Annotated in this window: 23 protein-coding genes; 12 read left to right on the top strand and 11 right to left on the bottom strand. The window is 70.3% G+C overall.

Annotation, left to right across the window (positions count from 1 at the left end; all coding sequences use genetic code 11):
* Positions 1-119: 119 nt before the first annotated feature.
* From RWS82_RS06105 to RWS82_RS06095, 3 genes are read left to right on the top strand one after another with little or no spacing between them, the layout of a single operon-like run.
* Positions 120-335: a heavy-metal-associated domain-containing protein gene (locus RWS82_RS06105; RefSeq protein ID WP_314647835.1), complete on the top strand. Its 216-nt coding sequence runs from the start codon at positions 120-122 to the stop codon at positions 333-335.
* Entirely contained in the window at positions 335-2,581 is a 2,247-nt protein-coding gene (locus tag RWS82_RS06100; RefSeq protein ID WP_314647833.1) for a heavy metal translocating P-type ATPase, read from the top strand. Before RWS82_RS06105 ends, RWS82_RS06100 begins: the two co-directional genes overlap by 1 nt.
* Positions 2,578-4,656: a heavy metal translocating P-type ATPase gene (locus RWS82_RS06095; RefSeq protein WP_314647831.1), complete on the top strand. Its 2,079-nt coding sequence runs from the start codon at positions 2,578-2,580 to the stop codon at positions 4,654-4,656. The genes RWS82_RS06100 and RWS82_RS06095 overlap by 4 nt, the downstream gene beginning before the upstream one ends.
* Positions 4,657-4,716: 60 nt before the next feature.
* On the opposite strand, the gene RWS82_RS06090 is transcribed toward RWS82_RS06095, so the two are convergent.
* On the bottom strand, positions 4,717-5,229 hold the full coding sequence (locus RWS82_RS06090) for a septum formation family protein (protein ID WP_314647830.1): 513 nt from the start codon (positions 5,227-5,229) through the stop codon (positions 4,717-4,719).
* A gap of 120 nt (positions 5,230-5,349) precedes the next feature.
* Positions 5,350-5,916, bottom strand: a complete 567-nt coding sequence (def, locus tag RWS82_RS06085) for a peptide deformylase (protein ID WP_314647828.1) — start codon at positions 5,914-5,916, stop codon at positions 5,350-5,352.
* A 57-nt stretch (positions 5,917-5,973) separates the two neighbouring features.
* Between def and RWS82_RS06080 the strand changes: the two genes are divergently transcribed.
* Entirely contained in the window at positions 5,974-6,999 is a 1,026-nt protein-coding gene (locus RWS82_RS06080; protein ID WP_314647827.1) for a DMT family transporter, read from the top strand.
* Positions 7,000-7,008: 9 nt separating this feature from the next.
* Here RWS82_RS06080 and pgl read toward each other — a convergent pair whose 3' ends face one another.
* The 6 genes from pgl to tkt are packed head-to-tail and all read right to left on the bottom strand — an operon-like array spanning position 7,009 to position 15,126.
* Entirely contained in the window at positions 7,009-7,791 is a 783-nt protein-coding gene (gene pgl, locus RWS82_RS06075) for a 6-phosphogluconolactonase (RefSeq protein ID WP_314647825.1), read from the bottom strand.
* 5 nt (positions 7,792-7,796) lie between these two features.
* Complete coding sequence (locus RWS82_RS06070; RefSeq protein ID WP_314647824.1) at positions 7,797-8,732, bottom strand: glucose-6-phosphate dehydrogenase assembly protein OpcA; 936 nt, start codon at positions 8,730-8,732, stop codon at positions 7,797-7,799.
* Positions 8,729-10,279 (bottom strand): glucose-6-phosphate dehydrogenase, encoded by a 1,551-nt coding sequence (gene zwf, locus RWS82_RS06065; protein WP_314647822.1) that lies wholly within the window; start codon positions 10,277-10,279, stop codon positions 8,729-8,731. The genes RWS82_RS06070 and zwf overlap by 4 nt, the downstream gene beginning before the upstream one ends.
* 22 nt (positions 10,280-10,301) lie before the next feature.
* A complete protein-coding gene (locus RWS82_RS06060) occupies positions 10,302-11,909 on the bottom strand; it encodes a glucose-6-phosphate isomerase (RefSeq protein ID WP_314647821.1) in 1,608 nt (535 codons plus the stop codon).
* Entirely contained in the window at positions 11,906-13,018 is a 1,113-nt protein-coding gene (gene tal / locus RWS82_RS06055; RefSeq protein ID WP_314647819.1) for a transaldolase, read from the bottom strand. The genes RWS82_RS06060 and tal overlap by 4 nt, the downstream gene beginning before the upstream one ends.
* Complete coding sequence (gene tkt / locus RWS82_RS06050) at positions 13,015-15,126, bottom strand: transketolase (protein WP_314648208.1); 2,112 nt, start codon at positions 15,124-15,126, stop codon at positions 13,015-13,017. The genes tal and tkt overlap by 4 nt, the downstream gene beginning before the upstream one ends.
* A 205-nt stretch (positions 15,127-15,331) precedes the next feature.
* Between tkt and RWS82_RS06045 the strand changes: the two genes are divergently transcribed.
* Complete coding sequence (locus RWS82_RS06045) at positions 15,332-16,246, top strand: heme o synthase (protein WP_400190071.1); 915 nt, start codon at positions 15,332-15,334, stop codon at positions 16,244-16,246.
* Here the strand turns inward: RWS82_RS06045 and RWS82_RS06040 are convergent.
* Together RWS82_RS06040 and RWS82_RS06035 are read right to left on the bottom strand one after the other, a co-directional pair.
* A complete protein-coding gene (locus tag RWS82_RS06040) occupies positions 16,192-16,695 on the bottom strand; it encodes a hypothetical protein (RefSeq protein WP_314647816.1) in 504 nt (167 codons plus the stop codon). The genes RWS82_RS06045 and RWS82_RS06040 overlap by 55 nt on opposite strands.
* 79 nt (positions 16,696-16,774) lie before the next feature.
* The gene (locus RWS82_RS06035; RefSeq protein ID WP_314647815.1) at positions 16,775-17,944 is read right to left on the bottom strand and encodes a COX15/CtaA family protein; all 1,170 of its coding nucleotides are present in this window, start codon (positions 17,942-17,944) and stop codon (positions 16,775-16,777) included.
* 231 nt (positions 17,945-18,175) lie between these two features.
* Here RWS82_RS06035 and sufB point away from each other — a divergent pair, with 231 nt between their 5' ends.
* The 7 genes from sufB to RWS82_RS06000 all read left to right on the top strand — a co-directional run bounded on the left by sufB (position 18,176) and on the right by RWS82_RS06000 (position 24,845).
* The gene (sufB, locus tag RWS82_RS06030; protein WP_314647813.1) at positions 18,176-19,594 is read left to right on the top strand and encodes a Fe-S cluster assembly protein SufB; all 1,419 of its coding nucleotides are present in this window, start codon (positions 18,176-18,178) and stop codon (positions 19,592-19,594) included.
* A 1-nt stretch (position 19,595) separates the two neighbouring features.
* Positions 19,596-20,801, top strand: a complete 1,206-nt coding sequence (gene sufD, locus RWS82_RS06025; protein ID WP_314647812.1) for a Fe-S cluster assembly protein SufD — start codon at positions 19,596-19,598, stop codon at positions 20,799-20,801.
* The gene (locus RWS82_RS06020; RefSeq protein ID WP_314647811.1) at positions 20,798-21,124 is read left to right on the top strand and encodes a non-heme iron oxygenase ferredoxin subunit; all 327 of its coding nucleotides are present in this window, start codon (positions 20,798-20,800) and stop codon (positions 21,122-21,124) included. The genes sufD and RWS82_RS06020 overlap by 4 nt, the downstream gene beginning before the upstream one ends.
* The gene (gene sufC, locus RWS82_RS06015) at positions 21,125-21,895 is read left to right on the top strand and encodes a Fe-S cluster assembly ATPase SufC (protein ID WP_314647809.1); all 771 of its coding nucleotides are present in this window, start codon (positions 21,125-21,127) and stop codon (positions 21,893-21,895) included.
* 9 nt (positions 21,896-21,904) lie between these two features.
* Entirely contained in the window at positions 21,905-22,234 is a 330-nt protein-coding gene (locus tag RWS82_RS06010) for a metal-sulfur cluster assembly factor (protein ID WP_314647808.1), read from the top strand.
* A gap of 77 nt (positions 22,235-22,311) precedes the next feature.
* The gene (locus RWS82_RS06005) at positions 22,312-23,466 is read left to right on the top strand and encodes an aminotransferase class I/II-fold pyridoxal phosphate-dependent enzyme (protein ID WP_314647807.1); all 1,155 of its coding nucleotides are present in this window, start codon (positions 22,312-22,314) and stop codon (positions 23,464-23,466) included.
* A complete protein-coding gene (locus tag RWS82_RS06000; protein ID WP_314647806.1) occupies positions 23,463-24,845 on the top strand; it encodes an MFS transporter in 1,383 nt (460 codons plus the stop codon). The genes RWS82_RS06005 and RWS82_RS06000 overlap by 4 nt, the downstream gene beginning before the upstream one ends.
* On the opposite strand, the gene RWS82_RS05995 is transcribed toward RWS82_RS06000, so the two are convergent.
* Positions 24,806-26,158 carry an acyltransferase gene (locus RWS82_RS05995; RefSeq protein WP_314647805.1) on the bottom strand — a complete coding sequence of 451 codons (1,353 nt, stop codon included), beginning with the start codon at positions 26,156-26,158 and terminating at the stop codon, positions 24,806-24,808. The two genes, RWS82_RS06000 and RWS82_RS05995, sit on opposite strands and share 40 nt — an antisense overlap.
* Positions 26,159-26,189: the final 31 nt, after the last annotated feature.

Below are 26,189 nucleotides of genomic sequence, written 5' to 3'. Positions count from 1 at the left end.
CGTCGCTCCGCTCGTCGTGTCGCGCTCGTCGGATCGAGGTGCGCCGCGGGAATAGTCGGAGTACAGTGGCGTTGCACCTGATACCCCCCTGGGGTATCTAACTCATCGAAGGAGCAGCCATGAGCATCCAGACCACTGAATACACCGTCACCGGGATGACCTGCGCGCACTGCGAGACGTCGGTGCGGGAAGAGGTCGAGCAGGTGCCCGGCGTGGAAGCGGTCGAGGTCAGCGCGCAGACCGGAGTGCTGCGGGTGACGTCGACGGCGGATCTCGACGACGCGCACGTCGTCGCCGCGGTCTCGGAGGCCGGTTACACGGCCGCGCGCGCCTGATGGACGCGGTGACCGAGGTCGTCGACCTCGAGATCGGCGGCATGACCTGCGCCTCCTGCGCGAACCGCATCGAACGCACCCTCAACCGCCTCGACGGCGTGACGGCGACGGTGAACTACGCGACCGAGAAGGCCAGCGTCCGAGCACCGCATGGATACGACGCGGCGGATCTCGTCACCGCGATCGAGAGAGCGGGATACACGGCATCCGCCCCCGCCCGCCTCGACGACGAGCGCTCCGGCGCCGACGGCGTCGAGCTGCGGATGCTTCGCACGCGGCTGCTCGTGTCGACCGTCCTCACGATCCCGGTGATCGCGATGGCGATGATCCCCGCGCTCCAGTTCGCATTCTGGCAGTGGGCATCCCTGGTGCTCGCGGCGCCGGTCGTGCTGTGGGGCGGATGGCCCTTCCACCGCGCCGCGTGGGTCAATCTGCGTCACGGCGCCGCGACGATGGACACGCTCGTCTCCCTCGGCACCGGAGCGGCATTCCTCTGGTCGCTGTATGCGCTGTTCTTCGGCACGGCGGGCATGCCGGGCATGCGCCACGAGTTCTCGCTGGCTCTGACGCCGTCGGAGGGGGCATCCGCGATCTACTTCGAGGTCGCCGCCGGGGTGACGACCTTCCTCCTCGCCGGCCGGTACTTCGAGAAGCGCGCCAAGCGCCGGGCCGGCGCAGCACTGCGCGCGCTGCTCGAACTCGGGGCGAAGGACGTCGCCGTGCTGCGAGACGGCGCCGAGGTCCGCATCCCCGTCGGCAGCTTGCGCGTCGGGGACGAGTTCGTCGTGCGGCCGGGCGAGAAGATCGCCACAGACGGCCTCGTCGTATCGGGGGAGTCCGCGGTCGACGCGTCGCTGATGACGGGGGAGTCGGTGCCGGTGGATGTGCGCCCCGGCGACGGGGTGACCGGAGCGACGCTCAACTCCGGCGGACGCCTGGTGGTGCGCGCCACGCGCGTCGGATCCGACACCCAACTGGCGCGCATGGCTCGCCTCGTCGAGGACGCGCAGACGGGCAAGGCCGAGGTGCAGCGGCTCGCCGACCGGGTGTCGGCCATCTTCGTGCCGATCGTGCTGGTCGTCGCCGTCGTCGTGCTCGCCGCGTGGCTGCTCCTGGGGCTGCCGGTGGTGAGCGCGGTCACGGCCGCCGTGGCGGTGCTCGTCATCGCATGCCCGTGCGCGCTCGGTCTGGCCACCCCGACGGCTCTCCTGGTCGGTACCGGCCGCGGCGCCCAGCTCGGCATCCTCATCAAGGGACCCGAGGTCCTCGAATCGGCGCGGCACATCGACACCGTCGTCCTCGACAAGACCGGAACGGTCACGACGGGACGCATGGAGCTCGTCGACGTCATCGTCGAGGACGGGACCAGCCGCTCGGAGCTGCTGGAGGTCGCCGGTGCCCTGGAGGATGCGTCCGAGCATCCCATCGCCCGCGCCATCGCCGACGCGGCACGCGCGGAAGGGCGCGCCCTGCCGATCGTCCACGACTTCGTCGCCCTGGTCGGGCGGGGCGTGCAGGGGCGCGTCGAGGACCGCGCCGCGGTCGCCGGTCGAGCGTCGCTGCTCGACGAGCGTCGGCTGCACCGGAGTCCCGGCCTGACCGCCGCCCAGCACGAAGCCGAGGGGCGCGGCCACACCGTGGTCGTCGTGGCGTGGGACGGTCGCGTGCGCGGCCTGCTCGCCGTGGCAGACGCAGTGAAGGCGACCAGTGCCGAGGCGGTGGCCGGACTGCGCCGGGAAGGCCTCACCCCGATCCTCCTCACCGGCGACAACGCGCAGGTCGCGGCCGAGATCGCCCGTCAGGTGGGCATCGACGAGGTGATCGCCGAGGTGCTCCCCGACGAGAAGGTCGCGGTCGTCGCCCGTCTCCAACAGCAGGGACGCACCGTGGCGATGGTCGGAGACGGGGTCAACGACGCGCCGGCACTGGCGCAGGCCGATCTCGGCCTCGCGATGGGCACGGGAACGGATGCGGCGATCGAGGCCTCCGACATCACCCTCGTCCGCGGAGATCTGCGCGGCGCCGTCGACGCGGTGCGGCTCTCGCGGCGCACGCTGCGGACGATCCGCGTGAACCTCTTCTGGGCCTTCGCCTACAACGTCGCCGCGATCCCCGTCGCAGCCGTCGGCCTGTTGAATCCCATGCTCGCCGGCGCGGCGATGGCTCTGTCGAGCGTGTTCGTCGTCGGGAACAGTCTGCGCCTGCGCGGCTTCCGCAGCGTCGTCGCACGAGAGGAGCGGTCATGAACGACCGTCACGCACACGTCGGCCCCGCGGCACCCGGAGACCACGCCGGTCACGTCGGTCACGCCGGCAACGGCGACCCTGCCGGTCACACCGCCCATGCCGGGCACGCCGGTCACGGCGACCACGTCGGTCAGTTCCGCCGGCTCTTGTGGATCTCCCTCGTCCTGGCCGTGCCGGTGGTGCTGCTGTCGCCGATGTTCGCGATGATCCTCGGCTACGAGATCCCCGCGGGGTGGTTGCGGCTCGTCGCGCCGGTGCTCGGCTCGGTCATGTACGTCTGGGGCGGGTGGCCGTTCCTGCAGGGCGCCATCGAGGAGGTCCGCTCGCGTCGCCCCGGCATGATGCTGCTGATCGGGCTCGCGATCACCGTCGCCTTCCTCGCCTCGTGGGGCGCCACACTGGGGATCCTCCACCACGAGCTGGAGTTCTGGTGGGAACTCGCCCTGCTCATCGTCATCATGCTGCTGGGGCATTGGATCGAGATGCGGTCGCTGGCCCAGACCACCTCGGCGCTCGACTCCCTCGCCGTGCTTCTGCCCGATGAGGCCGAACGCGTCGAGGGCGAGGCCACCGTCGTCGTCGCGCCCTCGGCGCTGCGCATCGGCGACGTCGTGATCGTGCGACCGGGCGGGAGCATTCCGGCGGACGGTCGGATCGTGGCGGGCGAAGCCGCGATCGACGAATCGATGATCACGGGGGAGTCGCGCCCCGTGACCCGCACCGCGGGCGACGTCGTGACCGCGGGGACCGTGGCCACCGACAGCGGTCTGCGGGTCGAGGTCACGGCGGTCGGCGACGACACGGCTCTGGCCGGCATCCGTCGGCTCGTGGCGGATGCGCAGGCCTCCTCGTCGCGTGCGCAGCGCATCGCCGACCGGGCCGCCGCGCTGCTGTTCTGGTTCGCCCTGATCGCGGCCGTCGTCACGGCGATCGTGTGGACCGCGGTCGGCGACGTCGATTCCGCCGTCGTGCGCAGCATCACGGTGCTGGTGATCGCCTGCCCCCATGCGCTGGGTCTCGCGATCCCGCTCGTGGTCTCGATCGCGACCGAGCGGGCCGCGCGGGCCGGCATCCTCGTGACCGACCGTCTCGCTCTCGAGAGCATGCGCACCGTCGACACCGTGCTCTTCGACAAGACGGGGACCTTGACGGCAGGCGAGCCGGTCGTCGTCGCCGTCGCGCCACTGGCCTCCACCGACGAGCGGAGCGTGCTGCGGCTCGCGGCCGCGGCCGAGGCCGACAGCGAGCATCCGCTGGCGCGCGCGATCGTGACGGCTGCGGCAGACCGCGGCGTCGCGGTGCCAGCGTCGTCGGGGTTCGTCTCCGCACCCGCGGTCGGTGTGACCGCGCAGGCCGAGGGGCGCTCGGTGCGCGTCGGCGGGCCGGCCCTGCTCGACGAGCTCGGCGCCGACGAGGTCGACGAGGCCGCGGCGTGGCGAGAGCGCGGATCGATCATCCTGCATGTCGCCGTCGACGGGCGCGTGGTCGGCGGGCTCGCGCTGGCCGATGCCGCGCGCCCCGAAGCCGGCGCCGCGGTCGCCGAACTGCGCAGACGCGGCATCGACGTCGTCATGATCACGGGGGATGCCGCGGCGGTGGCGCACGCCGTCGCGAAGGACGTCGGCATCGACCGGGTGTTCGCCGGCGTCCGACCCGAGCACAAGGCCGCACAGGTGGCGGCGCTGCAACAGGAGGGCCGCCGGGTCGCGATGGTCGGCGACGGCGTCAACGACGCCCCCGCGCTGGCGCAGGCCGACGTGGGCATCGCCATCGGTGCCGGCACCGACGTCGCGATCGCCTCGGCGGGGGTGGTGCTGGCGAGCTCCGACCCCCGTGCCGTGATCGCCATCATCGACCTGTCGCGGGCCGCCTATCGCAAAATGCGGCAGAACCTGTGGTGGGCCGCCGGGTACAACCTGCTCTCGGTCCCCCTGGCCGCCGGCGTGCTGGCACCGGTGGGGTTCGTGCTGCCCATGTCGGTCGGTGCGGTGCTCATGTCGTTGTCGACCGTGATCGTCGCGCTCAACGCACAGCTGCTGCGGCGGATCGACCTGCGGGCGGATGCCCGGCGGTAGCGCCCAGATGCACGAAGGGCCCCGTCGTCGACGGGGCCCTTCGTGCATGCGGGGGAGGGGTCAGCGCGCGGCGCCCTTCAGCGATCCCTCGACCTGACCGGCGGGGTCGACGATCACGCACTGCACGAGGCGGTCGTCGAGCTGCTCCCAGGTGTCCTTGGTCGGGGTGATCGGGTAGACCTCGAGGGTCGACTGGTCGTAGCTGACGCCCACGAACTGGGTGTAGGCGTCGCCGATGCACTCCTCGCTCGCGGTGTTGATCGCGTCTTCGGAGTAGTCGCCGTCGTCCATGGTGATCTCGTGGTAGACCTCTTCGTCGTGCGGCTCGGCGCACGGCACCACGTCGGCGTCCTGGATGAGACCGCTCGGGCTCTCCATCTTGCAGTCGCCCACCTTGAGGGCGAAGATGTCGATGTTCGCGCTCTCGGTGACCTGCCCGGACTCCTCGTCGCGGTTCGCGTCGCCCGAACCGCCGCCCAGGATGCCGCTCAGGGCGCTGCAGCCGGTCAGGGCGATGGACAGAGCCACGGCCGAGCCGGCCAGGGCCAGTGCGCGTCGCGTGCGCATCTTCATGGTGAGGTCCCCTCTGGAAGTCGTCGATGAGCCGGAGAATGGAATACCGGCTAACAAAACGCTATAGGGGCCTCAACCTGTGATGCAACTCCATGAAGGCTATGGCGCGGCTGAGAGCGGTCAGCCCTCGAGGTCGTCGACGCCCGGCATCCAGCTCGCGCCCGGCCGGCCCCAGCCGCGCTTCCGAGCGATCTTCTGCACGGTCTTCCAGTCGCCGTCGTCGAGGCGGTCGACGTACAGGATGCCGTCGAGGTGGTCGAACTCGTGCTGCATGATGCGCGCGCGCCAGCCGTCGACCTCGATCTCCACGCTCTGCCCATCGAGGTCGAGGCCCGTGACCCGCACCTGCTCGGAGCGGCGGAGCGCGAAACGCTCCCCGGGGAATGACAGGCACCCCTCGGCCTCCAGGTCGGGGTCGGGGGCGCCCGGCTCGAGGGGGGTCATCCAGAGCTCGGGGTTGATGAGCACTCCTCGCCACGGCTGGTCGTCGTCATCGACGTACGCGTAGGTGTAGATGCGCAGCGGCACACCCACCTGGGGAGCGGCCAGGCCCACCCCCGGCGCGGTGTCCATGGTCTCGAACATGTCGGAGACGAGGGTGCGGATGTCGTCGGTGATTTCATCGACGGGGGAGGCGGGGGAGTGCAGGACGGGATCGCCCATGATGCGAATCGGGAGTACGGCCACGTCACAACCCTACTCGGCGCGGTCCTGCGGGTAGGGTCGTAGGGTGATCGCAGGGGCATGCACGTGAACGGTGTCGAGGACGTCGGCGAACAGCTCGTCGGCGTGTTCCAGAACCCGGGGCTGCTGCTCGGCATCCCTCTGGCGCTCGCGGGCGCCGTCTTCATGTCGCTCGGTGCGCAGTACCAGCACCGCGGCGTCGAGAAGGTCGAGCGCCTCAGCGGCAACGCGAGCACGTCCGGCCTGAGCGTCGATCAGCTCAAGCGTCTGCTCACCCGGCCGTCGTGGATCATCGGCACGCTCATGCTGGGCCTCGCGATCGTGTGCCAGCTGGCGGCGCTGGTCCAGGCGCCGCTCATCGTGGTGCAGCCGCTCGGCGCGATCGCACTGGTCATCACGACGCTGCTCAACGCCCGCATCACGGGGCACGCTCCCACTCGGCAATCGATCACCGCGATCATCTGCTGCGTGGGCGGCATCTTCCTGTTCGTCTTCTTCGCCGCCCTCTTCGCCACCGAGCAGGACATCACCGAGCGCGAGCTCTTCGTGATCCTCGTCATCCTGCTGGTGGTGATCATCGTGCTCGGCGCGTGTTGGCTCATCCTCCGCCACCGCATGCGCGCGCTGTTCTACGTCATCGGCGCCGGCATCCTCTACGGCTTCGTCGCCACCCTCGCCAAGGCCGTCATCAAGCGGATCGAGGCCGGGCAGTTCGAGTGGATCACCGCGGTCTGCGTGATCGCCCTCATCGCCGCCGCGGCGGTGGGCGCCTACTTCGTGCAGACGGCGTACAGCTCCGGTCCTCCCGACCTGGTCATCGCCGGGCTCACGGTCGTCGACCCGCTCATCGCCGTCCTCATCGGAATGGTCATCCTGGGCGAGGCCGCCGCGGCTCCGCCGTGGGTGCTCGTGATCTTCGGGGTGGCGGGTGCGGTTGCGGTGTGGGGTGTCATCGGCCTCGCGCGCTACCACCCGCAGGTGCTCAGCGACAGCCAGGACCTCGGCATCCCGCGCGGCAGCGGAGGCGGAACGACGAACCCCGGCGCCGAGGAGGCACCGGGGTCCGAGGGTCCGTATCGCGCGTAGGCGGTCGCGTCAGTACGCCTGATCGATGAGGTCGGGCGAGACCTCCGAGGCCGCGGCCTCGTCGACGAAGAAGACCGTGCGCTTGCGCCCGCGTGCTCCGGCCACCGGGACGCTGGTATACGCCGCCCCCGCGAGAGCGAGCCCGAGGGCCGAGGCCTTGTCGGCGCCGGTGAGCACCATCCACACGCGCTTGGCGGAGTTGATCACCGGGCGTGTGAGCGTCACGCGCTCCGCCGGAGGCTTGGGGGAGTTGCGCACGGGGAGGGCGGCGGCATCCGTCACCGTCACCTCCTCGCGGTCGGGGAACAGCGAGGCGATGTGACCATCCGGTCCGACGCCCAGGAAGCACACCGCGAACGACGGCCAGGGGTGCTCGTCGGTGCCGAAGCGCGCGAGCTCGGCGGCGTACGCCGCCGCCGCGTCGTCGAGCGTCAGACCGCTGTCGGACGCCGCCACCTCGTGGATGTTCTCCGCGGGCACCGGCACATGGTCGAGGAGCGCTTCGCGGGACTGCCGTGCGTTGCGGTCGGGGTCGTCGTGCGCGACGAAGCGCTCGTCACCCCACCAGAAGTGCACGAGCGACCAGTCGATGTCGGCCGCACGAGGGTCGGAGCGGGTGGCCGACAGCACGGCACCGCCCATCGATCCGCCGGTGAGGGCGATGTGTGCGAGACGCCCGTCGACCGTACGCGCGCGGAGGCGCGTGAGGAAGCGATCGGCCACCCGCTTCGCGACGTCGTCGGCGGTCTCCTCGATGACGACCCGCTTCTCTGCGGACTGCGTGTGCGACACGGTGGTCACTCTCCTGTCTCGGGCGGGCCCAGCTTCTCCCAGCCCTCGGTGATCACTCGACCGTACAGGAGGTCGGGATCCAGTCGACGCAGCTCCTCGGCGAGGCACTCGCGCAGCGTGCGGCGCGGAAGGTGCAGGTCGTGCTTGGGCTGCTCGGGCTGGGTGAGCACCGCGACTCCGGGCGAGGGGCGCTCGAGCAGGATGTCGCCGGACTCCCGGGTGAGGCGCACGGAGCGGATGCCGTCGTGCCACGTCTCGGGATTCTCGGAGTGCCACCGCACGGGGACGTCCAGCGCCAGCTGCAGCCATGCGGCGAGCAGCGCCGTCGACGGCGACGCCGCGGCACCGCGCACCTCGACCGCGGTGATCGGCTCGAACGGCGGCTGGTCGAGCACGGCGGCGAGCTGCTCGCGCCAGTGCGTGAGCCGCGTCCACGCGAGATCGGTGTCGCCGGGCGCATGGGTGCGACCGAGCAGGGCGAGGCGGTCGCGCACGTCGTGCGCGGTTGCGGCATCCGTGATGCGTCGCTGCGCGATGCGGCCGAGCGGCGACGACGACGGCGCCGTGGGTGCCTCCTCGGGCCACCAGGCCACGACCGGGGCATCCGGCAGGAGCAGACCCGTGATGAGGCTCTCCTCGTTGCTCGCCGCGGCGCCGAACGCGTGCAGCACGACGACCTCGCTCGCGCCGGCGTCGCCGCCCACGCGGATCTGCGCGTCGAGGCGCGACTCGCCCTCGCCGGTGGTCAGCACGATCACCCGCATCGGGTGCTCGCGCGACGCGTCGTTCGCGGCGTCGATCGCGGCCTCCGCCACGCCGTTGCGCGCGGAGATGACGAGGGTGAGCACGCGCCCGAGAGCGACGGCGCCACCCTCCTCGCGTACCTTCACCAGCTGCTTGGCGACCTGGCTGACGGTCGTGTCGGGAAGGTCGATGATCACGGTCGTCTCCAGACTCGTCCGTCGCGGGCCAGCAGGTCGTCGGCGGATGCCGGGCCCCACGATCCGGGCGCATACTGCTCGAGGGGGCTGTTCTGGGCCGCCCAGTACTTCTCCACCGGGTCGAGGATCTTCCACGAGAGCTCGACCTCCTCGTGCCGCGGGAACAGCGGCGGGTCGCCCAGCAGGACGTCGAGGATGAGGCGCTCGTAGGCCTCGGGGCTCGCCTCGGTGAAGGCGTGACCGTACCCGAAGTCCATCGTCACGTCGCGCACGTTGGTGCCGTTGCCCGGCACCTTCGAGCCGAAGCGGATGGTGACGCCCTCGTCGGGCTGCACCCGGATGACCAGGGCGTTCTGCCCGAGCTCCGACGCGTTGCCCCGTCCGAAGAGGTGCTGGGGCGCGCGGTTGAACACCACGGCGATCTCGGTGACGCGGCGGCCGAGGCGCTTGCCCGTGCGCAGGTAGAACGGCACGCCCGACCAGCGGCGCGTGTCGATCTCGAGCTTGATGGCCGCGTACGTCTCGGTCGTCGACTCGGGGTTCATGCCCTCCTCGTCGAGGAAGCCGGTGACCTCTTCGCCGCCCTGCCATCCGCCCGCATACTGCCCGCGCGCGGTGGCCTGCGAGAGGTCGTCCGGAACGTGCACCGCGGCGAGCACCTTCTCCTTCTCGGCGCGAAGGTGCTCGGCCGAGAGGCTGATCGGCTCTTCCATGGCGGTGAGCGCGAGCAGCTGCAGGAGGTGGTTCTGGATGACGTCGCGCGCCGCGCCGATGCCGTCGTAGTAGCCCGCCCGTCCGCCGACGCCGATGTCCTCGGCCATCGTGATCTGCACGTGGTCGACGTAGTTGCGGTTCCAGATCGGCTCGTAGAGCTCGTTCGCGAAGCGCAGGGCCAGGATGTTCTGGACCGTCTCCTTGCCGAGGTAGTGGTCGATCCGGAAGATCGAGTCGGCGGGGAAGGCGACCTCGAGGGCCTGGTTCAACGCTCGGGCCGACTCCAGGTCGTGCCCGAACGGCTTCTCGATGACGACGCGGCGCCAGCGGGAGTCCTCATCCGCATCCTCCCCGACGAGCCCCGAGTCCTTCAGCTGCTTCGCGACCAGCGGGAACGCCTTCGGCGGGATCGACAGGTAGTAGGCGTGGTTGCCCATCGTGCCGCGCTCGACGTCGAGCTGGTCGACCGTGGCCTTCAGCTTCTGGAACGACTCGGGGTTGTCGAACTCACCCGGAACGAAGCGGATGCCCTGCAGCAACTGCGCCCACGTCTCCTCGCGGAACGGCGTGCGCGCGTGCTCCTTGACGGCCTCGTACACGACCTGGGCGAAGTCCTGGTCCTCCCAGTCGCGGCGTGCGAAACCGACGAGGGCGAACCCCGGGGGCAGCAGGCCGCGGTTGGCGAGGTCGTACACCGCGGGCATGAGCTTCTTGCGGGACAGATCTCCGGTGACGCCGAAGATCACCAGGGCGCTGGGCCCGGCGATCCTGTTGAGACGGCGGTCATCGGGATCGCGCAGCGGGTTGTGCCCGCGCGAGAGGGGAACAGACATCGGTGGGGATCTCTCCTGCTGACTACTTCTGCGCTGCTTCGAACAGGGTGAGCACGTCGGCCGACGAGTCGGTGATCGTCAGCGACACGACGGGACGCCCGTGCTCGGCGAGCACGCCGGCGTCGCCGGCGGCCTGCGCCTCGATGAGCTGTCCGAACGTGAACGGACGCTCGGGGATCTCGAGGTCGACGTCGGTGCGCTCCAGGATCTGCAGGAACACGCCCTGCGCCGGTCCGCCCTTGTGGTACTGACCGGTGGAGTGCAGGAAGCGGGGGCCCCAGCCGAAGGTGGTCGGTCGACCGGAATCCGCGGCGACGAGCTCGCGGAGCCCCTGCAGCTGCGGGATGTCGAGGCGATTCACGTAGGCCTGGATCGACACGTAACCGTCGGCGGGGAGCTGCGCCCACAGGGCGTCGAGGACGCCCTCGACGGTACCGGCGGCGGCGAGCTGCGGGTCGGAGACGCGCACCTCCACGCCGTTCTCGACGAACGCGGGAGCGGTGGGCTCGGGGCGCGCGTCGAGCAGCCCGCGGGCCGCGACCTTCGCCGACTCGACGTCGGGCTGGTCGAACGGGTTGATCCCGAGCAGGCGACCGGCGATCGCCGTCGCGTACTCCCAGACGATCAGCTGCGCGCCGAGCGAGCCGCTCACCAGCACCTCGCCCGCGTGGCGCTCATGCAGGTGGAACTCGTTCGCATCGTCGACCAGACGCACGATCTGCAGGTCGGCCGGCGTCTGCTCCACCTCGGGGGAGACGGGCAGCAGCACGACGGGGAGGATTCCCGTGCCGTCCTTGCCGGTCGATTCGGCGATCAGCTGCTCGATCCAGTCGGGCAGGCCCTTGATGTGCGTGCCGTCCTCGACGAGACCGAGCTTGTCGCGACGCGGGCTGGTGGCCGCGATGGCGGCGGCGAGACGGAGTGCCGGGTTCTCGGCGGAGTCGATGGCGACCTCGAGCAGCGTGGCCTCGGCCTCGTCGAGCAGCTCGGAGATGTCGACGCCCGCCAGTCCCGAGGGAACGAGACCGAACGCGGTGAGCGCGGAGTAGCGTCCGCCGACGTTCGGGTCGGCGTTGAACACGCGGTAGCCGGTCTTCCGGGCCGACACGTCGAGCGGCGAGCCCGGGTCGGTCACGACGACGATGCGCTCGAGCGGGTCAATGCCGAGGTCGCGGAAGGCGGCCTCGAAGGTGCGGCGCTGCGAGTCGGTCTCGACCGTCGACCCCGACTTCGACGACACCACGAGCACGGTGTCGGCGAGGCCCTGGTCGAGGGCGGCGAGCACCTGGCCGGGAGCGGTCGAGTCGAGGATGGTGAGCGGCACACCGGAGGTCTGCGAGATGACCTCGGGCGCGAGCGACGAGCCGCCCATGCCGGCGAGCACGACGCGCGTCACGCCCTTGGCGGCGAGCTCGTCGCGCAGGGCGACGATCTCGGCGACGAGGGGACGCGAGATCGACACGGCCTGGATCCAGCCGAGACGGATCGCGGCCTCGGACTCGGCCGCCGGGCCCCACAGGGTGGAGTCGCCGGAGGTGAGGCGCGAGGCGATGAGGTCGCGCACGAGCGCGGGAACGACCTCGTCGATCGCGACGCGGGCGTCACCGGTGGCGTGGATCGAGAACGTCATCGCTGCGCCTCCAGAGCCTCGGTGACCTGCGCGAGGAGGTCGTGCCAGGAGTCGATGAACTTGGCGACGCCCTCCTTCTCGAGCAGCTCGGTGACGTCGTCGAAGTCGATGCCGACCTCGGCGAGGTCTGCGAAGACCTGGTGGGCCTCGGCGTAACCGCCGGTGATCGTGTCGCCGCTGACCACCGCGTGGTCGAACGTCGCCTCGAGCGTCTTCTCGGGCATCGTGTTCACCACGCCGTCCGCCACCAGCTCGGTGACGTAAAGCGTGTCGGGGAGCTCGGGGTCCTTGACTCCGGTCGAGGCCCAGAGCGGACGCTGCAGGTTGGCGCCGAGTGCCAGGAGGTCCTGCGCGCGCTTCTCGGCGAACTTCTGCTCGAAGAGCTCGTAGGCGAGCCGGGCGTTGGCGAGGCCGGCCTTGCCCTTGAGGGCGGCGGCGGCATCCGTTCCGATGGCGGCGAGGCGCTTGTCGGTCTCGCTGTCGACCCGGGAGACGAAGAACGACGCCACCGAGTGGATGCTGGACAGATCGAAGTCGGCACTGTGCGCGCGCTCGAGACCGGTGAGGTACGCGTCGATCACGTCGGCGTAGCGCTCGAGGCTGAAGATGAGCGTGACGTTGACGCTGATGCCGGCGGCGATGGCCTCGGTGATGGCGGGGAGGCCCGCCTTGGTCGCGGGGATCTTGACGAGCAGGTTCGGACGGTTGATCTCTTTCCAGAGCTGCTTCGCGGATGCGACCGTGCCCTCGGTGTCGTGGGCGAGGTCGGGGGAGACCTCGATCGAGACCCGGCCGTCGACGTGGTTCGTCTTCTCCCACACGGGCCGGAACACGTCCAGCGCGGCGGCGACGTCCTGCGTGGTCGCCGCGAAGACGGCGTCCTCGGCGCTCGTGCCCGCGGCGGCGAGCTCGGTGACCTGCGCGTCGTACGACGTGTCGTTCTTGTCGGTGATGGCGTTGGCGAAGATCGTCGGGTTCGTCGTGACACCCACGACGTTGCGCGACTCGATCAGCTCGGCCAGGTTGCCGGAGGAGATGCGGGTGCGCGAGAGGTCGTCGAGCCAGATGCTGACTCCGGCGGCGGCGAGCTGTGCGGTGGGGGTGCTCATGCGTTCTCCTTGGTGCCGTGTGCGGCGATGGTCTCGTGGACGGCCGCGATGACGGCCTCCGTGGTGATGCCGAACTTCTCGAACAGGGTCTTGTAGTCGGCCGATGCGCCGAAGTGGTCGATGCCGACCGAGCGGCCGCGGTCGCCCACGATGCCGCGCCAGGTCAGCGGCGAACCGGCCTCGACCGAGACGCGGGCCGTGACGGCGGCGGGGAGCACGCTCTCGCGGTACGCCTCGTCCTGCTCGTCGAACCACTCCAGCGACGGCGCCGAGACGACGCGCACCTGCACGCCCTCGTCGGCGAGGAGGCGACGCGCCTCGATGCCCAGCTGCACCTCGGATCCGGTGGCGATGATGATGACGTCCGGCGTACCGTTCGGCGCCTCGGCGAGCACGTACGCGCCGCGGGCGGCGTTCGACGCCGCGGCGAACGTCTCGCCCTCGGCCGCACCGTCGCCGCGCTCGAACACCGGGATGTTCTGGCGGGTGAGCGCCAGGCCGGCGGGGCCCTCCTGGCGGCGGAGGATCTCGAGCCAGACCGCGGAGGTCTCGTTGGCATCGGCGGGGCGGACGACCGCGAGGTTCGGGATCGCGCGCAGGGTCGCGAGCTGCTCGATCGGCTGGTGCGTGGGGCCGTCTTCGCCGAGCGCGACGGAGTCGTGGGTCCAGACGAAGATGCTGGGCACGTTCATGAGGGCCGCCAGACGCACGGCCGGACGCATGTAGTCGCTGAAGATGAGGAACGTGCCGCCGAACGCGCGCGTCTTGCCGTGCAGCACGATGCCGTTCACGATCGCGCCCATGGCGTGCTCGCGGATGCCGAAGTGCAGCACACGGCCGTACGGGGTGCCCGACCACTCGTTGGTCGACCACTCGGCGGGGATGAACGACGGTGCGTCCTTGATCGTCGTGAGGTTCGACTCGGCGAGGTCGGCCGACCCGCCCCACAGCTCGGGGAGCTGCGCGGCGAGGGCGTTGATGGCCTGGCCGGATGCGGAGCGGGTGGAGGTGTCCTTGCCCGCCTCGAACACCGGCACGGTGTTCTCGAGTCCCTCGGGGAGCTCGCCGGCTTCGAGGCGGTCGAGCAGTGCCTTGCGCTCGGGGTTCGCGGCGGCCCAGGCGTCGAACGACTCCTGCCAGGCGGCGCGCTCCTCGGCGGCGCGCTCGGCGAGGCCGCGGGTGTGGGCGATCACGTCGTCGGCGACGACGAACGACTGCTCGGGGTCGAAGCCGAGGACCTTCTTCGTGGCGGCCAGCTCGTCGGCGCCGAGAGCGGAGCCGTGGATCTTGCCCGAGTTCTGCTTGCCGGGCGACGGCCAGCCGATGATGGTGCGGAGGATGATGAGCGACGGCTTGTCGGTCTCGCCCTTCGCGGCCTCGATCGCGGCGTACAGCTCGGCGATGTCCTCGACGTACTCGCCGGTCTTCTTCCAGTCGACGACCTGCACCTGCCAGCCGTACGCCTCGTAGCGCTTCGCGACGTCCTCGGTGAAGGCGACGTTCGTGTCGTCCTCGATCGAGATCTGGTTCGAGTCGTAGATCGCGATGAGGTTGCCCAGCTGCTGGTGGCCGGCGAGAGACGACGCCTCGCTCGTCACGCCCTCCTGCAGGTCGCCATCGCCCGCGATGACGTAGACGAAGTGGTCGAACGGACTCGTGCCCGCCTCGGCCTCGGGGTCGAACAGGCCGCGCTCGTAGCGGGCGGCGTAGGCGAAGCCCACGGCCGACGCGAGTCCCTGTCCCAGCGGGCCGGTGGTGATCTCCACACCCTTGGTGTGGCCGTACTCGGGGTGGCCGGGGGTGAGCGAGCCCCAGGTGCGCAGCGCCTTGAGGTCGTCGAGCTCGAGCCCGAATCCGCCGAGGTAGAGCTGCACGTACTGCGTCAGCGACGAGTGCCCGACCGAGAGGATGAAGCGGTCGCGGCCGAGCCAGTCGGTGTCGGTCGGGTCGTGGCGCAGCACGCGCTGGTAGAGGAGGTACGCGGCGGGCGCGAGGCTCATCGCCGTGCCGGGGTGGCCGTTACCGACCTTCTCCACGGCATCCGCTGCCAGGAGGCGGGCGGTGTCCACCGCGCGTCGATCGATCTCATCCCACTGCAATTCCGACACGTTCATGCCCTTTCCGACAGTTTCGAGGGCGCCCGTATTCCCTGCGCGTCCGCATCGTCACGGAGGGGTGCACAGCGCTGGGCGCGAGTGTTTTCAGCATAGCGGTGAGGCCTCCGCCCCGGTCCCCGTCTTACGCTCCGAGTCCCCTCCTCGAGTGCCGTAGACTGTCAAGGCTGTCAGCACGCGCGCGGAGGAGGCGATCGAGATCTCGACCATGTCTGATCAGGCGGTGGCGAAGCGGTCCATCGGTCGCACCGTCAAGGCCTACGTCGCCCTCACCAAACCCCGCGTCCTCGAGCTGCTGCTGGTGTCGACGGTGCCGGTGATGTTCCTGGCAGAGGGCGGGATGCCCGACCTCTGGCTCGTGCTCGCCACGGTGATCGGCGGGTCGATGAGCGCCGGTTCGGCCGCCGCGTTCAACATGTATCTCGACCGCGACATCGACGCGCACATGCACCGCACCGAGAACCGACCGCTCGTGACGGGGGAGATCACCCCGCGCGGCGCTCTGATCTTCTCGTGGACGCTGGCCGTCGTGTCGACGGTCTGGCTCGCGGTCACCACCAACTGGCTCGCGGCGACGCTCTCGGCATCCGCGATCTTCTTCTACGTCGTCATCTACACGATGATCCTCAAGCGGCGCACCGAGCAGAACATCGTCTGGGGCGGCATCGCCGGATGCTTCCCCGTGCTCATCGGCTGGGCAGCCGTTACCGGCTCGCTGGACTGGCCCGCATTCATCCTGTTCGTGCTGATCTTCCTCTGGACGCCGCCGCACTACTGGCCGCTGTCGATGAAGTACCGCGACGACTACGACGACGTCGACGTCCCCATGCTGGGCGTCACGCGCAACGCGTCGCAGGTCGGCCTCCAGGTCATCCTGTACGCCTGGGCGACCGTGGCCTGTTCGCTGCTTCTCGTGCCCATCGCGGGCATGGGCGTGGTCTACACCGTGTCGGCGCTGGTGTTCGGCGGATGGTTCATCTACGAATCGCACCGTCTGTACAACCGGGCGGTGCGGGGGACCGAGGCGCGGCCGATGCGCGTCTTCCACGCCTCGATCACCTACTTGACGTTGATCTTCGTCGCCGTCGCGGTCGACCCGCTGCTGCCGTTCTGATCCTCCTCGGCCTCGGCGGGCTCGACGACTGACGCCTCGTCGTCGATCACCGGCTCCGCGACGGTCGCCGCATCCTCGGCGATCACCGGCTCCGCGACGGTCGCCGCATCCTCGGCGACCACCGGCTCCGCGACGATCGCAACGTCCTCGACGACCGGCGTAACGGGCGCGGGCACCAGCGCCTGCGCGGCGAGCAGGGCGACCGCGATCAGGATGCCGAGCACACCCGCGCCCAACACGGCGGCCCCGACGACGATCAGCGACTGCCCGACGTACACCTCGACACCGGTCGCCGTGCCGTCGAGCAGGGTGGCGGTCATGGTGGATACCTGGCCCGAGATCAGCCAACCTCCGACGGCGGCCGCCGCGAGCGAGAGCGTGAGGAGCAGCCAGAACCAGACAGTACGGGCGACGGTACGGGAGGGAGCCGGGGAAAGGGGAGTGTTCATGCCCCCCACCCTCACCGCCGCTCCGATGAGCCCGGTATGCGGCGGCTATGGATCGGCTGGCCGTCGAAGCGGCCCGGCGTCACCGAGCGGTCGTAACGCCCGGAGCCTCGGCTTCCGAGCGGCCCCGACCGTGGGTCTGCTCGCCCACGGGGCGCTGGAGGTGGAGCACGACCACGGTGTACGCGGCCGCCGAGAGCGACGCAAGCACCATGTGGATGCCCACCAGCAGCGGCGGCAGGCCCTCGCGCGCCTGCCAGACGCCGACGCCCACCTGCACGACGATCGCGACGACCAGCACGAGCAGCCACCGACGCGGAGGCAGCTTCCGCATCCAAGCCCCGATCGTCAGCGTCAGCACGAGCGCCGCCAGGATGTAGCCCGGCCAGGAGTGCACGTGGGCCAGCACGGTGGCGTCGAAGCCGTGGCGGGCGACGTCCTGATCGCCGGAGTGGGGCCCCGATCCCGTCGTGAGCACGCCGAACAGGATGGTCACGGCGAGAGCGAGTCCGGTGACGTGGGTGAGGATCGCGAACCAGGTCGGCACGGCGCGCTCACGACGACCCGGCGCCGCGTAGAGCCGCACGAGGAAGGCGGCGGTCACGCACACCAGCAGGAGCGATGACGTGTAGTGGAACCCGACGATGAACGGGTTCAGGCCGGTGAGCACCGTGATGCCGCCCACGAGCGCCTGCGCGAGCACACCGGCGAACACGATCCAGGCGAGCGCGACGAGGTCGCGGTGGGCGGCGGTGCGACGCGAGGTGTGCACCGCGGCGGCGATCACCGCGGCCAGGAGCACTGCGACCGCGAGGGGGAACGCGGCCTTGCCGAAGGGCGTCGCGGCCGCGTACATGATCGCGGCGCCCACGATTCCGCCGAGCGCGTAACGAAGGGTGAGCATCAGCGCCGGGCGCCCCGTGGTGCGTACGAGCACGAGGAGCACCACGACCAGCGCCACCACTCCCACCACGCCGGTCATGAGCCGGTTGCCGAACTCGATGAGGCCGTGGATGCCGTCGACCTCGTAATGCGGAACGAGCGACGCCGGGGTGCACAGCGGCCACTCCGAGCATCCGAGTCCCGAACCGGTCAACCGCACGGCGCCGCCGGTGCCGATGATGATGGTCTCGGTGAGGAACGAGAGCCAGGCGAAGATGCGCAGGGCCCGGCCCCAGAGACCGCTGCGCGGGTTCGCGGCGTCCGTCGGTGCGTTCGCGGCGAGAGTCGGGGATGTGGCGCTGACGTGCATGGTGCCTCCGGCGCCGCGCAGGGCGGACCGGGCGGCCCGTCCGCGAAGCGGAGCCTGTAGAATCGGATTGTTGCGATGGGCGCCCGCGGGCGCTGGAGCATCGGTAACAGTTTAGGCGCGATGGATGCGCCGGAGATGAGGGCCCACCAGCGGCACCCGCTCCCCGCATACTCGACGGGGATCAGGTGTGTCGGGGCGGATGACACCGTTGAGGTCCAAAAGGAGAGTGTGATGTCGGATGTGCTGATCGACCGCCCGGAGCTCGATGGGCTGGGGGTGTACGAGTTCGGCTGGCACGACGCCGATGCCGCGGGTGCCAGTGCCCGGCGCGGACTCTCGGAGGCCGTCGTGCGCGACATCTCCGCGCTCAAGTCCGAACCCGAGTGGATGCTCAAGACCCGCCTCAAGGGTCTCTCGCTGTTCGACCGCAAGCCGATGCCCACCTGGGGCGCCGACCTCAGCGACATCGACTTCGACAACATCAAGTACTTCGTGCGCTCCACCGAGAAGCAGGCGCAGTCGTGGGAAGACCTTCCCGCAGACATCCGCGAGACCTACGAGCGTCTGGGCATCCCGGAGGCCGAGCGTCAGCGCCTGGTCGCCGGTGTCGCCGCGCAGTACGAGTCCGAGGTCGTCTACCACCAGATCCGCGAGGATCTGGAGCAGCAGGGTGTCATCTTCATGGACACCGACACCGCGCTCCGCGAGCACCCCGAGTTCTTCGAGGAGTACTTCGGCAGCGTCATCCCCGCGGGCGACAACAAGTTCGCCGCCCTGAACACGGCTGTGTGGTCGGGCGGGTCGTTCGTGTACGTGCCCAAGGGCGTGCACGTCGAGATCCCGCTGCAGGCCTACTTCCGCATCAACACCGAGAACATGGGCCAGTTCGAGCGCACGCTGATCATCGCCGATGAAGACAGCTACGTGCACTACATCGAGGGCTGCACGGCGCCGATCTACAAGTCCGACTCGCTGCACTCCGCGGTCGTCGAGATCATCGTGAAGAAGAACGCCCGCGTGCGGTACACGACGATCCAGAACTGGTCGAACAACGTGTACAATCTCGTCACCAAGCGGGCCGTGGCCCACGAGGGCGCGACGATGGAATGGGTCGACGGCAACATCGGCTCGAAGGTGACGATGAAGTACCCGTCGATCTACCTCATGGGCGAGCACGCCAAGGGCGAGACGCTGTCGGTCGCGTTCGCGGGCCCGGGTCAGCACCAGGACGCCGGCGCGAAGATGATCCACATGGCGCCCTACACGCAGTCGTCGATCGTCTCGAAGTCGATCGCCCGTGGTGGCGGACGTGCGGGTTACCGCGGTGAGGTGCGGGTGGATGCCGCCGCGCACCACTCGGCGAACACCGTGCGCTGCGACGCGCTGCTGGTCGACACGAAGTCGCGCTCCGACACCTACCCGGCGATCGACATCCGCGTCGACGACGTGCAGCTCGGCCACGAGGCCACGGTCTCGAAGGTCAGCGAGGAGCAGCTCTTCTACCTGCAGTCGCGCGGCATGCCCGAAGACGAGGCGATGGCCATGATCGTGCGCGGCTTCATCGAGCCGATCGCGCGCGAGCTGCCGATGGAGTACGCCATGGAGTTGAACAAGCTCATCGAGATGGGCATGGAAGGATCGGTCGGCTGAGATGACCTCCCCGACGACGACGCCCACGGCGTCGCATTCTACGAACGCGCACGTGGACCCCGCCGCCCAGGTGGCCGACGCCGGCTTCGTGCCGGTGCAGACCCGATCCGAACGCCCGCACTCGTTCGACCCGACCGATTTCGGTGCGCCGACCGGCCGCGAGGTCAACTGGAAGCACACGCCCGTCGCTGCGCTCGCGGAGCTCTTCCAGCCCGCGGCGTCGAACGACGGCGTCTCGATCACGGTGAGCGCGGGGGAGCAGTACGTCTCCGCGCCGCTGGCGGCAGAGACCGCGCCGCGCGGCGAGTTCTTCCGCCCGGAAGACGTGACCGCCGCCGTGGCGTGGCAGGGTGCCGCCGAGGCCATGCATGTCCGCATCCCGCGCGAGGAGGAGGTCGCCGAGCCCATTCTCGTGACCCTCCGGGGTGAGGGTGCGGGGCGTCGCGCCGACGGTCACCTCGTCATCGAGGCGCTCGAGCACAGCTCCGCCACGGTGGTCCTCGACCACGTGGGCGCCGCCGCGTACGCGCAGAACGTCGAGATCATCGCACGGGCCGGCTCGAAGCTCACCGTCGTGAGCCTGCAGCGCTGGGAGGACGACGCGGTGCACGCCGCGGCCCACCAGGCGCGTGTCGACGCCGACGCGACGCTGAAGCACTTCGTCATCAGCTTCGGCGGCGGCGTCGTGCGGGTGAACCCGAACGTCGAGCTCGCGGGCTCCGGGTCGGAGGGCTACCTCTACGGACTCTCGTACGCCGACGCCGGACAGCACCTCGAGAGCCAGGTCTACCTGCACCACAAGGGCGCGCACACCACCGGAGACGTGCTCTACAAGGGCGCCCTGCAGGGTGCGAGTGCGCACAGCGTGTGGATCGGCGACGTGCTGATCGGCCCGGATGCCACGGGCACCGACTCGTACGAGGCGAACCGCAACCTCGTGCTGACCGAGGGCGCGCGCGCCGACTCGATCCCGAACCTCGAGATCGAGACCGGCGACATCGTCGGCGCCGGTCACGCGAGCGCCACGGGCCGTTTCGACGACGAGCAGCTGTTCTACCTGCAGGCCCGCGGGATCACCGAAGAGGAAGCGCGCCGCCTGGTGGTGCTCGGCTTCCTCAGCGATGTCGTGCAGCGTCTCGGCATCCCCGCCCTCGAGGCCGAGCTCCTCGCCGCGATCGAGGCCGAGCTCGCGGAGGTCGCCCGATGACCGCGCAGCGCGTCTGCGGAGTCGCGGACCTCGAGCAGGACACCCCGCTCCGCGTGGAGCCGGACGGCGTCGCGATCACCGTCATCAAAGACGGCGACGGCGTGATCCACGCGATCGGCGACACCTGCACCCACGGCGACATCTCGCTCTCCGAGGGCTTCGTCGAGGGCGACACGGTGGAGTGCTGGGCGCACGGCTCGGCGTTCTCGCTGCTGACCGGCAAGCCCCAGAACCTCCCTGCTTACGAGCCCGTCCCCGTCTACGTCGTCGAGATCGACGGCGACGACGTGCTCATCGACCCGACTGTGACAAAGGAAATCTGAATGTCTGTTCTCGAGATCCGCGACCTCCACGTGACGGTCGAGACCGAGGCGGGGACCACCCCGATCCTCAACGGAATCACCCTGACCATGAAGACCGGTGAGACGCACGCCATCATGGGCCCCAACGGCTCGGGCAAGTCGACCCTCGCGTACACGATCGCCGGGCACCCGAAGTACACCGTGACCAGCGGCTCCATCACCTTCGACGGTGCGGACGTGCTCGAGATGAGCGTCGACGAGCGAGCCCGCGCCGGCCTGTTCCTCGCGATGCAGTACCCGGTCGAGATCCCCGGGGTCACGGTCACCAACTTCCTGCGCACCGCGAAGACCGCCCTCGACGGCGAGGCGCCGTCGATCCGCGCCTGGACCAAGGACGTCAAGTCGGCCATGGCCAACCTGCGCATGGACCCGAAGTTCGCGCAGCGCAACGTCAACGAGGGCTTCTCGGGCGGCGAGAAGAAGCGTCACGAGATCCTCCAGCTCGAGGTGCTCCAGCCGAAGTTCGCCGTGCTCGACGAGACCGACTCGGGTCTCGACGTCGACGCGCTGAAGATCGTGTCGGAGGGCGTGAACCGCGCCAAGGAGGCCACGGGCCTCGGCGTGCTGCTCATCACGCACTACACGCGCATCCTGCGGTACATCCGCCCGGACTACGTGCACGTCGTCGTGGCCGGCAAGATCGTCGAGCAGGGCGGACCCGAGCTCGCCGACCGCCTCGAGGACGAGGGTTACGACCGCTTCCTCGACCCCGCCGCCCCTCTCGAAGCGTAGGCTGGCGGAATGACCGCGACGCTGACCGACGAGAAGTACGACGAGGTCACCGAGGCACTCAAGGACGTCATGGATCCCGAGCTCGGGATCAACGTCGTCGACCTCGGACTCATCTACGACCTCGCCTGGGACGACGAGAACAACGCCCTGGTGATCCACATGACGCTGACCAGCGCCGGCTGCCCGCTCACCGACGTGCTGGAGGAGCAGACGGCGCAGGCGCTGGACAACGTCGTCGATCGATTCCGCATCAACTGGGTGTGGATGCCGCCGTGGGGCCCCGAGCGGATCACCGACGACGGCCGCGACATGATGCGGGCCCTCGGCTTCGCGATCTGAGGGCTGCGCCGACCCCGGGATGGCGGGGTCGCATCCGCGCGCCCGCTGACGGACGCGTACGAGAACGAGGAGCGGGGATGCTCGAGGTGAAGGCGCTGCCGCTGGCGGAGCTGCGGCAGCGGACGAGCGAGAAGTGGCGCGAGTACCCGGACGACGTCCTGCCGCTCTTCGTCGCCGAGACCGACTTCCCCCTCGCACCCGCGATCACCACCGCGCTGCAGCGCGCGCTCGACGCGGGCGACACCGGTTACGTCGCGTCACGCACTCCACTCGCTGAGGCCTATGCCGGGTTCGCCCGGCGCCGCTTCGGGTGGGATGCCGACCCGGCTCGCATCCGCAGCACGGCCGACGTCAGCATGGGGATCGTCGAGATCCTCCGCCGCGTCACCCAGCCGGGGGAGGGCGTGATCGTCATGCCTCCGGTCTATCCGCCGTTCTACGACCTCGTCGAGGAGGCGGGCGCCGACGTCGTACGGGTCCCGCTCCGCGACACGGGGATCGACTGGGAACTCGATCTCCCCGGCATCCGCACCGCCCTCGAGGACGGCGCGCGTGCCGTGCTGCTCTGCAGCCCGCACAACCCCACCGGAACCGTGCACTCGCGGGCGGCGCTCGAGCAGCTGGCCGAGCTCGTCGACGAGTTCGACGCGATCGTCGTGTCGGACGAGATCCATGCTCCCCTCGCGCAACCGGACGCCGGTTTCACGCCGTTCCTCGCGGTGAGCGAGGCGGCCCGTCGCGTGGGCTTCGCCGTGGTGAGCGCGAGCAAGGCCTTCAACCTGGCCGGGCTCAAGTGCGCGCTCATGGTGGCGGACGACGACCGCACGCACGCGGTGCTCCGCGAGCTTCCGATCGAGGTCGTGTGGCGCACGGGGCAGTTCGGGCTGCTCGCCGCGGTGGCCGCCTTCTCGGAGGAGAGCGACGCGTGGCTCGACGGCCTCCTGCACACGCTCGACGAGAACCGCGTGCTCGTGGAGGATCTGCTCGCGCGTCACCTCCCGGGTGCGCGGTATCGGGTACCGGACGCCGGGTACCTCGCCTGGATCGACCTGCGCGCGCTCGACTGGGGCGACAACCCGGCTCGACGCATCCTCCGCGAGGGGCGCGTCGCCCTGCACGACGGGGCCGCGTTCGGCGCGGAGGGCACGGGCTACGTGCGTCTCAACTTCGGGACCGGTCCCGAGATCCTCACCGAGGCCATCGAGCGCATCGCGGCGCTCGTGCGCCGATGACCGCGGCCGAGCCCGTCGCCTCGATCTGGGACCGCACCCGCATCTGGGTGACGGGAGGGGCCGTCGCCCTCATCTTCCTCGCGGCGATCGAAGCGCTCGCGGTCACCACGGTGATGCCGATCGTGAGCGACGCGCTCGACGGCGCCTCGCTCTATGCGGTCGCCTTCGCCGGCACGCTCGCGACGAGCGTCATCGGCATGGTGGCGGCCGGGGCCTGGTCGGATGCCCGCGGTCCGCGCGGAGCGCTGTACCTCGCCGTGGCCCTGTTCCTCGCCGGGCTGCTGATCTCGGGCCTCGCCTTCACCATGCACCAGTTCCTCCTCGGTCGCCTGGTGCAGGGACTGGGCGCGGGCGGGCAGACCGTTGCCCTGTACGTCGTCGTCGCGCGCCTGTACCCACCACACCTGCACGGGCGCATCTTCGCGGCGTTCGCGGCGGCCTGGGTCGTGCCCTCGATGATCGGCCCGTTCCTCGCGGGCGCTGTGGCCGAGTACCTCGACTGGCGATGGGCGTTCCTCGGCGTGGCCGTGCTCACGGCGATCGCGTTCGTGATCATCGCTCTGCGGCTGCGCGGCGTCGACCTCGGCCACGGCGAGCCGCAGGACCGCCGTGTCGTCGCGCTGCGGCTGCTGCTCGCCGTGGTGGTGGCCGTCCTGGCCGTGGTCATCGGCTTCACCGCCGACATGGCACGCGGGCTCGGGTGGGCGGTCGCGGTCGCCGCGCTCGTGGCGATCGGTCTCGCGATCCTGCCGCTGCTGCCTCGGCGCACGCTCCGCGCCGGGCGCGGCCTGCCGAGCGTCGTGCTGATGCGCGGCATCGTGGCCGGAGCGTTCTTCGCGACCGAGGCCTACATTCCCTATCTCCTGATGGAGAAGTTCGGATGGACCGCGACCTGGGCCGGAGTGGCGTTGATGTTCGCCGCGTTGGCCTGGGCGAGCGCATCCGCTCTGCAGGGGCGCTACGGCGAGCGGCTCGGCAACCACCGCATCACGCTCATCAGCCTCGCACTGCTGACGACGGCGCTCATCGGCGTGCTCCTGACCGCGGTGCTCACGCTCCCGCCGGCGATCGTGGTGATCGGGTGGGGTCTGGCCGGCGGGGCGATGGGCCTGCTCTACCCGCGCCTGACCGTGCTGACGCTGGCGTACTCGGACGAGGCCGACCAGGGCTTCAACTCGTCGGCGCTGTCGATCTCCGATGCCACCGGATCGGCGGTGACGATCGCCGTCGCGGGGCTCGCCGTCGCGACCCTGGGCGGCGGTACCGGAGTCTTCTGGGTCGTCTTCGCGATCTGCCTCGCCCTGGTCTCGCTCGCCTTCGTGCCGGGGCTCCGCCTCGGTCACGCGGCGGAGGAGGCGCGAGACACGTCGCGCGCGTGAACTCCGAGTTCCCGTGCGGAGGCACGGGCGAGTCGGAGCGCCCCGGCCAGGAGAGCCGCGGCGATCGCGGCGGTCACCGGTCCTGTGCCGCAGACGAGCAGCAGCACGACGGCGGCGAGGCCGGCGGCTACGGCGAGGGCAGCGCGGATCCGTGATCGAGACGCGGGGGACGCGGTTCGATTCTCGATGCGTGCGAGCGGCACGGCGAGCAAAGCAGTGAGCGCGAGGGTGACGAGGAGCCACATCGGGCGCTCCGCCATCCAGGCGACGCTGCCGACCGGCGCGAGCACGATGCCGCCGACGAGCGCGGTGAGGGCGGTCGCCCCGGCCATCGCGAGCAGTACCGGCATGTGCCACAGGTAGATCGTCATCGTCCGCCGGTTGACGAACGCGCTGAACGCTGCGGCCACCGGGTGCCGGCTGGCCTGCGTCAGGCGTGTGCGATGCAGGGAGACGAGCGCGGTGTGCGCGACCCCGACGAGCAGCAGCGCGGTGGTCGGCGGGTTGATGTTCTCGATGAGGTCGGGGGAGTGGATGCCGGTGACGACCGTCAGCAGCAGGAGTCCGACCGCGAGGCCTCCTATCGCGGCCCGGGTTCGACGACCGAGAGCGTCGATGCGTCCGTCCGCGAGGAAGAAACCGATCTGCTGCAGGGCGAGCCAGACGAAGGCGAGGTTGAGGAACCCGAGCGCGGGGGTGCCGGTCGTCAGGCGAGCGGCATCGACGGCGACGGCCGCAGCCACGAGCGACAGCAGGGCGATGGCGGGCCGTCGGCGGTGCGCGGCGACCAACGCCGGGAGCAGCGCCTGGCAGAGCATGAACACCCCCAGGAACCACAGCGGCTGACCGTAGCGGTAGCCGGCGACGGCGACGAGCTCGGCGGGCACGCCCGCGGCGAGGAGCAGCACGAGCAGAGCGCCGACGGCACCGATCACCACGAGCGCGGGCCGGAGCAGGCGGTGCACCCGTGCGGTGACGAACGCGGCCGCGGTGCCTCCTCGCCGACGCGCCGCCTCGTACGCGAGAAACCCCGAGAACCCGCCGATCACGAAGAACAGCGGCATCACCTGGAGGAGCCAGCTCACCGGAATAATCCACCACGTGCCCGTGCTGGCGTTGTCGAAGACCGGCGCGCCGTCGGTCACGGTGACGCCCACCATGAGCGCGTGGAGCACGACGACCCCGACCACGCACAAGGCGCGGAGCAGATCGATACCCGTGTCCCGACCGTTCGAGGAGCGTGCAGCCGCGGGTGGGCCGAGCACGGCGGACGGCGCGGGCGAAAGGGCGACGGGGGCCGCGATGACGGTCATGGATCCTCCTGGAACGTGTGTTCCTGGAGGC

The organism is uncultured Microbacterium sp., from assembly GCF_963528945.1.
Classification (GTDB): domain Bacteria; phylum Actinomycetota; class Actinomycetes; order Actinomycetales; family Microbacteriaceae; genus Microbacterium.
This window is presented reverse-complemented; position numbering and strand designations above follow the sequence as displayed.